This window comes from Megasphaera massiliensis (assembly GCF_036305205.1).
GTDB lineage: Bacteria > Bacillota > Negativicutes > Veillonellales > Megasphaeraceae > Megasphaera > Megasphaera massiliensis.
Map to the genome: position 1 here is coordinate 1 of NZ_JAXIXE010000006.1, position 3,485 is coordinate 3,485.

Consider the following 3,485-nt stretch of genomic DNA (forward strand, 5'->3'; position numbering starts at 1 on the left):
CCCGGTGTGCCATCTTTACCGTCCTTGCCCGGTTGACCGATAACAACTTCATTCTTCAATTTGAGGTCATAAATCTTCTGGCCGTTAACATCTTTCACGGCCATAGTGAGGTTGTTGTCACCGATGTATTTACCTAAAGCGCCATCAACACCGGCTGTTGCCGATTTACCATCCAGAGTGAGTTCCGTGTGAGCTCCGCCAACTTTAGTGGTCACATTTGAAATAGCTGTGTCCAATTGCCCCACATTAACAGCATCAGTCTTTTCGATGCCGGTTGCGACGTTTACAATACGCTGATTACCGTTGTCGAGTCCTGTCGAGCTTAACTTCACCGCTCCCACAACCGGACTTTCGACAGTCGTTAAAGCTGCACCGTCCTTGGTGTACGTCTGACTGTCCGCATCGTAGACAGCGTCAGTTAAATCAGTGTACCAGTTGCCATCTTCACCTTTCACGAGAACGTTTCCTTCTGCATCTTTCGCGGTTTCTGCAAAGGCTACGCTGCCGTCAGACAGGTTGAGGTTTTTGGCCAATTTCACGGTTAAGCCGCCATCAGATTTGGCGACGACGCCGATGTTGTTATCCGTGAGCAAGGTTGTGTCGCTAATGCCACCCTTAACTTCAAGGGTTTCGTTAAGTTTCTTAGCGATGGTTACATTTTCCGTATCGCCGGCGAACTTCAAGCCGTCTTCCAGAGTAGCTACCGTATGTTCTTCACCCTTTTCATCTTCATAAACGATACGGGTAATACCGTCTTTACCATGCTTACCATCGACACCATCGACGCCGTTCTTCACGGAGATTTCAGCGTAGGCGTTCTTGCCCGGTTGTCCGTCTTCACCGGCAGGACCTTGCGGGCCGACTAAACCGATGCTGCCCGGAGTGCCGTCTTTGCCATCCTTGCCCGGTTGACCGATGACAACTTCATTCTTCAATTTGAGGTCATAAACCTTCTGGCCGTTTACATCTTTCACAGCCATGGTCAGGTTGTTTTCTCCAATGTATGCGCCTAAAGCGCCATCAGCACCGGCTTTGGCAGATTTCCCATCTAAAGTCAGTTCCGTGTGAGCTCCACCAACCGATTCAGTCACCTTGGAAATAGCCGCGTTCAACTGATCTTCTGTGGCCGCACGACCGCTTACGATTCCGTTAGTCGCAGGATCCCATTTAGTATTGGTGAGACCGGTAATCGTATCGGTAGATGCGATTGTATAGTTCGTAGAACTATCATCTTCAGTCTTATCGGTAATCTTAACATTATTACCAGCAGTTAAGGTCACCTTATTGGCTTTAAGCTGTGAAACGTTGACTGCATCTTTATCGTCGACGCCGTCAGCTACGTTGATAATGCGCTGATTGCCGCTATCTAAGCCGGCTGCACTCAAGGTTACCTGACTCGTATTCGCATCGGCTGCCTGTCTGAAAGTCGGATTGTTTTCATCTTGCGGCACAGTAAAGGTCAATTTACCTTCTTCCAAGTCGACGAATTTAGACAACTGAATATCGTGGATTAATTCGCCATCAACTTCTTTTACACCCATAGTGAGGTTGTGATTTTTTACATATGGGCCATGTTGACCGTTTTCACCGGGCTCTGCCGTTTCGCCATAAACCGTAACCCGGTTGTGATGCTCCGGCTTATTAGCAATGTTTCGAAGTTGAGCCATGTTAACAGCATCTGTATCGGCCTTGCCCGGCGCTACGTTAACGATACGTTGGTTGCCGTTATCAAGTCCGGCAGTACTCAATTTTACTGTTCCCATAACAGGATTGGTTACGGCCGTTAAGGGTTTGCCATTCTTAGTATAGGTCTGCGTATCTTCATCGTACACGGCACCTTTCAAATCCGTGTACCAGTTACCATCTTGACCTTTCACGAGCCACTTTCCTTTGTCGTCTTTCGCCGAATCAGCAGCAATGGTGACGCTGCCATTGTCCAAGTCAAGGTTCTTGGCTAATTTCACGTTCAAGCCACCTTTTTCTTCAGCAACAACACCGATGTTGTTGTCGGTAAGCATGCTTGCATCACTGATGCCACCTTTAACTTCAAGAGTTTCGTTCAACTTCTTAGCAATCGTTACGTCAGCTGTATCCCCGGCAAATTTCAAGCCGTCTTCCAGCGTAGCTACCGTATGCTCTTCACCCTTTTCATCTTCATAAACAATACGGGTGATTCCGTCTTTACCATGCTTACCATCGACACCATCAGCACCGTTCTTCACGGAGATTTCACCATAAGCATTCTTGCCCGGTTGGCCGTCTTCACCTTTAGGACCTGCAGGACCGACTAAGCCGATGCTGCCCGGAGTGCCGTCTTTACCGTCCTTGCCCGGTTGACCGATGACAACTTCATTCTTCAATTTGAGGTCGTAAATCTTCTGGCCGTTCACATCTTTCACAGCCATCGTGAGGTTATTGTCACCAATGTAATCGCCGAGCGCACCGTTTGCACCAGCCTTTGCCGATTTACCATCCAGAGTAAGTTCTGTGTGAGCACCGCCAACTGAGGTCACAACGTTGGAAATTGCGGTGTCCAACTGACCCACATTAACGGCATCAGTCTTATCAATACCGGTTGCGACGTTTACGATCCGTTGATTACCGTTGTCGAGACCTGTCGAGCTTAACTTCACCGCTCCCACAACCGGACTTTCGACAGCCGTTAACGCTGCACCGTCCTTGGTGTACGTCTGACTGTCTGCATCGTAGACAGCGTCAGTTAAATCAGTGTACCAGTTTCCATCCTCACCTTTCACGAGAGCATTGCCATCTTTATCTTTCGCTACTTCAGCAAAGGCTACGCTGCCATTATCCAAGTCAAGGTTCTTGGCTAATTTCACTGTCAAGCCACCTTTTTCTTCAGCAACAACACCGATGTTGTTGTCGGTAAGCATGCTTGCATCACTGATACCACCTTTAACGTCTAAGGTTTCATTGAGTTTCTTAGCGATGGTCACATTTTCTGTATCGCCGGCGAACTTCAAGCCGTCTTCCAGAGTAGCTACCGTATGTTCTTCACCCTTTTCATCTTCATAAACGATACGGGTGATGCCGTCTTTACCGTGCTTGCCATCGACACCATCGACGCCGTTCTTCACGGAGATTTCACCATAAGCATTCTTACCCGGTTGGCCGTCTTCACCGGCAGGCCCTTGAGGACCGACTAAGCCGATGCTGCCCGGTGTACCGTCTTTACCATCCTTGCCCGGTTGACCGATAACCACTTCATTCTTCAATTTGAGGTCATAAACCTTCTGGCCGTTTACATCTTTCACAGCCATAGTAAGGTTGTTTTCACCAATGTAATCACCAAGCGCACCGTTTGCACCAGCCTTTGCCGATTTTCCGTCTAAGGTCAGTTCCGTATGAGCACCGCCAACATCTGAAGATACCTTGGAAATGGCTTTTTCTAACTGATCTTCTGTGGCCGCACGACCGCTTACGATTCCGTTAGTCGCAGGATCCCATTTAGTATTGGTTAAACC

At 48.4% G+C, this 3,485-nt stretch carries 1 pseudogene; it reads right to left on the reverse strand.

The features are described 5' to 3' along the window. A pseudogene (locus tag UCI88_RS00930) lies at window positions 1-3,485 on the reverse strand (hypothetical protein); the annotation flags it as partial.